The 6,029-nt window shown below is 44.8% G+C and carries 5 protein-coding genes; 1 reads left to right on the forward strand and 4 read right to left on the reverse strand.

The window, feature by feature from the left end; translation table 11 throughout:
- From HP456_RS18525 to HP456_RS18535, 3 genes are all read right to left on the reverse strand, one after another.
- The coding region (locus HP456_RS18525) for a hypothetical protein (protein WP_172253805.1) at window positions 1–712 on the reverse strand (712 nt) is incomplete at its 3' end.
- A 60-nt stretch (window positions 713–772) separates the two neighbouring features.
- A complete protein-coding gene (locus HP456_RS18530) occupies window positions 773–1,495 on the reverse strand; it encodes a M73 family metallopeptidase (RefSeq protein WP_172253807.1) in 723 nt (240 codons plus the stop codon).
- A 59-nt stretch (window positions 1,496–1,554) separates the two neighbouring features.
- Complete coding sequence (locus HP456_RS18535) at window positions 1,555–2,097, reverse strand: signal peptidase I (protein WP_172253809.1); 543 nt, start codon at window positions 2,095–2,097, stop codon at window positions 1,555–1,557.
- Between the two features lie 325 nt (window positions 2,098–2,422).
- On the opposite strand from HP456_RS18535, the gene HP456_RS18540 reads away from it, so the two are divergent.
- Entirely contained in the window at window positions 2,423–4,804 is a 2,382-nt protein-coding gene (locus HP456_RS18540; RefSeq protein ID WP_172253819.1) for an immune inhibitor A domain-containing protein, read from the forward strand.
- A gap of 558 nt (window positions 4,805–5,362) precedes the next feature.
- Here HP456_RS18540 and HP456_RS18545 read toward each other — a convergent pair.
- On the reverse strand, window positions 5,363–6,028 hold the full coding sequence (locus tag HP456_RS18545) for a response regulator (RefSeq protein ID WP_312857791.1): 666 nt from the start codon (window positions 6,026–6,028) through the stop codon (window positions 5,363–5,365).
- Window position 6,029 lies beyond the last annotated feature (1 nt).

Genomic DNA, 6,029 nt, shown 5'->3' on the forward strand with positions numbered 1-6,029 from the left:
AAGGTTGCTCTTCTGGGGCTGGTTCTTCACTTTCTGAAGGCTCAGCTTCTTCTTCAGTCCCATCTGCTGGCTGCTGTTCTTCTATATCAGCAGCATCAGTTCCTCCGGATTGATCTGATTTTGGTGGTTCTGTCGAGGCTTCTTCATTTTCTTTCTGCTCGTCTTTCTGGTTCTTTTCCGGCTTCATTTCCGGTTTTTCTTTCACTTCCGGGACCATCGTTTCTTTCAATTTAACTGTATCTACAGGAACCTGGAATGTTTCATCGACATATTGGTGAAATCCCTGAACCCTGTAAACCAGTGTTTCAGCCTCGCAGGATTCTGCCGGGATATTCGGTTTCACGGTTATCGTCTGTCCTGGTTTCACCTTTTGGTTCGCTGCTGTTTCATATCCGCTCCCGGTAGAGAGGGATACGATGATAGTGGTGTTTATCTCTGAAATATTTTTCACTTTCAGTGTGTGTTGAATGCTGCATTGTTCCCCGTAAAGGACCTCTGAGGAGTGAAAAGTCAGCAGATCCTCTGTGGTCGCATTTGTTATGGTGCCGGCTGCATTCGTTTCCGATGTCAGCCAGGCATAGGTCCCGGGTACAGACATTATGGAGGCGGAAATAAGATACATGATGGAAAGGATAAGGAAGGTGCAGAAAGCAGCATTGGGCTTACTAATCTTCTCTTTCCGTCGTTCATATTCGTCGTGGATCACCCTCATTGTCGTTCCCCTTTCTAACGGGCCGGCAGCCTTAAGGAAGACTGCCTATCCATTTCATGTTTATTTCTTATTTTCAAATTTCGCCCCCTGGTCGGTTTGCTTCGCTTGAACGTTCAAGTTTCCACTATATACCGCTCCTTGATACTCGTTCCCTGCATTTTGATCAAGCTTCACGTCGAACACGATATCGATGTATTGATCTGGTTTCAGCTTGAAGAACTTATCATTCCCGATTTTATATGTCTTGCTTGAACCTTCGGATGATTTGGCCATCGCTGCCATCGCTTGTGCCTCTTCGACTGTCGCTTCTCCTGTGACCACTTCGACGCCTTCAGGTAATGATGTCGCTGATGATTTGGCGAGGCTCATGGAAGGATTATGATTTCCTTTGTAGAACCCTTTTTCCCACTGCTGCCTGAAATTTTTCATAACGTCTCCACTAGGTTTTTCTTTATATTTGTAAGCCAGGTAGTAGATTTTGTATGGATCTGCGGATGCTTTATCAACTGACCCGGTATACGTGACTTTAAGCTGCTGGTCCATGCTTCCCGTATTATCAAGAGTAACGAAATTCCCCAGAACATATTGTGAAGGTGCAAACGATTCTCCGCTGAATAATTCCGTTGAGATCGCTTCCCCATTATTAACAGACAACGTGCCGTTATCAATGGCCCCCACCGCCTGTGTACTGGAAGTGAACCACGAATATGTACCATACCCCGCACTTACGACCAATGCTCCTGCCAATGATGTTGCCAATAATGCTTTCTTTACATTTTTCATATTCTTTTTTCCTCCTCATATTAGGTATCTATTTTTCAAAAATATTGTTGCCGAAATGGTTAAAGGGCCTTTGCAGTCTTGTCTTTTTCACTGTAATACTTCGATACGCGCTGATAGACTTCAATCAGGATATAGAGCAGAAATGGCAGCAGGACAAATAAGGAGAAACCGAGTTTACTGGAAATGAACTTTGCTATATAACCGGCATTGGGCAGAATGAAAGCGACTTTCCCTAATACATTTGCGGGTTCTGCCTTTTCTCTGTCTGCTACATTGTTATTGTCCCCTTTGGTTATGTAACCTTCCGGGGTTACCTGAGCCACCCGGTGAGTGACAACTTTTTGACCGGCCGCCTGAAAGGTAAGGATATCCCCTTTCTTGAAATCGCCAGCTTTCGCTTCCTTCACTAAAACAATATCGCCCGCACTGATTTCCGGTTTCATACTGTTTGACAAAACAGTCAACGGCTTGTATCCGAAAATGGATGGGATCTTATGAGGATCCTTCTTGGCTTGATAGGTTGAAAACAGCAAAAACACAATACAGCCAAGAGCGACTGCCGACAGGAGATACATTAGACCTTTTACTAGTTTTTTTTTCACAACTCCCCTCCTCACTTCATTTAATCACCTGTATTCACAAATCTACTAGACTTGCATCGAAGTGTCAACGTTATTAAGAACAAAAACGTTCGCTAAAAAGCGACAAAAACCATCTATCATTTCAAGATTGCCAAGCAGGATAAAATATAAGCCAGAAGCCGGACAGGACAAGGGATACAGCTAACTATACGATTCTTGAAAATAGGCTGACAGACCGCTTCGACACTATGATTCATGTCGTTATTTGATGAGCGACTCTTCTACCAAACGGCGTTTTAATAGAATAATATGAGAATGTAACAAAATAACAAGTAGGGGGTTTTGTATGAGCAAGTTACTTAAGACAGGTCTCACATCCATTGTCATGGCAGGAACATTATTTGCCGGTTTTCCTGTTTCGGCAGCCGTACAGATGGAAAGCGGAGTAAACGTGAAAGAGGAGAAACACGCTTCACATTTTAAAGGGACATTGGATTTAGCACTCATCAATGACGAACGATTAATGGCTTCTTTAATTAAGCAAGGGAAGATCTCTTCCAAAGCATCTGAAGCTTCAAAACAAAAAGCACTCGATAAGTATATTGAACTAAAAGGAAAGAAAGTCGAGGCTGCCAGCGGTAAAAAAGACCCGATTGCCGGGAAGGTAAAAGCTGCCGAATCGGAAAAACATGCGAAATTCGAGAAGGCGACCAAACAGGGCAGCAAGGGCAAGCTGCAGGGAAGCACGAAACATCCTAAACCAGTCGAAGAATCCCCATCACCGGGTGTCGTAAAAAAAGGGAAACTCCTTACACTGATGGTGGAGTATTCAGATTTCGAACACAATAACATCCAGCCAAATGAAACTGATAACTACTATTCTGACTACAATGTTGACCACTTCGAAGATATGATCTTTGGAGATGATGGCGTAGAAGGTCCAAATGGGGAAAATTTCGTTTCCCAGAAGCAATTCTATGAAGAACAGTCTGGCGGAACATATACAATTGAAGGAAATGCTTATGGATGGCTCAAGGTTCCAGGAACGGCAAAATACTACGGAGCTGACAGGGCTGACGGAGGACATGATAATGTATCACCTGGCGGTTCAAAGCGATTGGTCGCCGATACTTATGCTGCAGCATTGGCAGCAGGAATCCCTCTTGAAGATTATGACTTGGAAGATCCGCATGATCTCGATGTTGACGGAAACTACTGGGAGCCGGATGGATTAGTCGATCATCTGCAAATCATCCATGCCGGAATGGGGCAGGAAGCAGGCGGCGGCTCCTTATTCGATGATGCAATCTGGTCTCACCGTTCGGCTGCTTATGTGGATGCCGACAACCTTGGTGAAGGAAAAATCGGATTCTATGATTATACAATGATGCCGGAAGACGGAGCTACCGGAGTTTTCGCCCATGAATATGGCCATGACCTGGGTCTGCCGGATGAATACGATACGATTTATTCAGGTGCAGGAGATGCAGTTGAATATTGGTCGATCATGTCCGCAGGTTCCTGGGCAGGCAAGATTCCTGGAACGGAGCCGACAGGTTTCTCTCCATGGGCCAAGATGTACCTGCAATCAACCCTCGGAGGGAACTGGACAGACCCTCTCGTTGTTGATTTGGAAGATTTGAATAAGAAAGGGACGAACTTCTTACTGGATCAGGCCAATTCGCCTAACGGACAGAACAACCAGGCCATAAAGGTGAACCTTCCAAAGAAGAAAACCCCTATCAATACTCCAGCTTCGGGAAGCTACGAGTACTGGGGAGGTCAAGCGGATGAAATCGATCACAACATGGTGATGGATCTTGACTTGACAGGTAAATCCTCTGCCAAGCTGACGTTTGATGCCTGGTATGATATTGAAGAACAGTGGGACTTCGGTTTCGTTCAAGTATCGACTGATAATGGAGAAAGCTGGACCTCTTTAGGTAACGATAATACGAGAAGCGACGCAGTACCCGAAGCGTACCCTACCATTTTGGACTCTATGCCTGGATTTAGCGGTACATCCGATGGCTGGGAAGGGCAAACATTTGATTTAAATGAATATACCGGCCAAAATATCAAATTAAGACTGCGTTATGCCACAGATTGGGGCACATCCCAAACTGGATTCTTCGCTGACAACATTAAAGTCGTAGCAGACGGTGCAACTCTGGTCCAAGATGGGGCAGAATCTGAATCATCGTCGTTCGCCCTTAATGGATTCGAACGTTTTGACGGCAACAAATTAATGGACCACTATTACTTATTGGAATGGCGCAACCATCAAGGTGTGGATGAAGGTCTCGCCCACATCGCCCGCGGCAGCTCGCTGATGAAATATGATGGCGGTCTTGTCGTCTGGTACGCGGATGATTCCTTCACTGAGAACTGGACAGGCCTCCATCCTGGAGACGGTTTCCTCGGAGTGGTCGACGCGCATGATGACACTGAAATGCTCTGGAGCGACGGTGCTCCGGCATCCAGCCGCTACCATGTAGCCGATGCCGCCTTTAACTTCATGCCTACTTCAGGGATGAATCTTGTTTACCCTGATATGACGCTGACCCTCGCAAGCCAGCGCGGAATTCCGTTATTCAACGATCGAAAAGATTATAATAACGAGTTCCTTCCTGATGCAGGACGTAATCTCACGAAATACGGATTAAAAGTACTTGTCACCGACCAGGCGAAAGATAAATCAGTCGGTTCGGTCAAGTTGTCACAATAAATAGAATGTAAATGTTGTTATTGCCTTGCACACAGATGGAGATTGCCATTTGTGTGTGAGGTTTTTTATTGGCTGTTTCTTGGATGCTTCGTGTTGCATATTTATCGTCTTCACCAGGTGAATAAGTACGATAGTTCACCTGGTGAAGAACTTGAATATTTCATCAGCTGAATAAGCACGATCATTCACCTGGTGAAGTACTTGAGTATTTCACCAACTGAATAAGTACGATCATTCACCTGGTGAAAAACTTGTATATTTCATCAGCTGAATACGCACGATCATTCACCTGGTGAAGAACTTGAGTATTTCACCAACTGAATAAGTACGATCATTCACCTGGTGAAAAATTTGTATATTTCACCAACTGAATAAGCATGATCATTCACCTGGTGAAAAACTTGAATATTTCACCAGGTGAATATCCGGAGAAAATCACCAACTGAACACACACACCACCCCGCTGAACACCCACCATTCTCCCGATTTACGCAAAAAAACAGCCCTTTCCAATAAAGGGCTGCTTTCTTAACAACAAATCACAAATCTGCATATTTATTATCGTACTTCAACCCAGCCATTCTTAATCGCTGTCACAACGGCCTGTGTACGGTCATTCACATTCATCTTCTGAAGAATGTTACTCACGTGGTTCTTAACGGTCTTTTCACTGATATACAGTGCTTCACCGATGCCGCGGTTGCTCTTACCGTCAGCAAGCATCTGAAGAACTTCGCATTCGCGGCGGGTCAATAGATGTAACGGGCGGCGAACTTCGGACTGCTGGAATCCACCTGTGTTCTGTGCATTGGCCAGGCGCTTGTATTCAGCTACCAGGTTGTGCGTTACTTTTGGATGAACGTAAGATCCACCTTCCGCAACCACTTTTACCGCATCAACCAGCGCTTCTGAATCCATTTCTTTCAGCAGGTACCCCAGTGCACCTGTTTTCAATGCGTGGTTTACGTAGTTTTCGTCATCATGGATAGACAGGATGATGACCTTTGTTTGAGGATACTTGTTCATCAATTCGCGAGTGGCTTCCACTCCGTTTATTTCCGGCATGTTGATATCCATCAGAACGACATCCGGTTCATGGCTTTCAATCAAGTTGACGGCTTCTGAACCGTCATCTCCTTCAGCTACTACATTAAAAGAAGGTTCAAATTCAAGAATGCGTTTAACTCCTTCTCTGAATAACTGGTGATCGTCAATGATAACAATA

Origin of the sequence: Bacillus haikouensis (assembly GCF_013179555.1) — a bacterium.
Taxonomy (GTDB): Bacteria; Bacillota; Bacilli; order Bacillales; family Bacillaceae_B; genus Rossellomorea; species Rossellomorea haikouensis_A.

Excerpts from the sequence above, each read along its gene's own strand:
- HP456_RS18530 (WP_172253807.1), bottom strand. The coding sequence starts at position 1,495 with ATGAAAAATGTAAAGAAAGCATTATTGGCAACATCATTGGCAGGAGCA.
- HP456_RS18540 (WP_172253819.1), top strand. The coding sequence starts at position 2,423 with ATGAGCAAGTTACTTAAGACAGGTCTCACATCCATTGTCATGGCAGGA.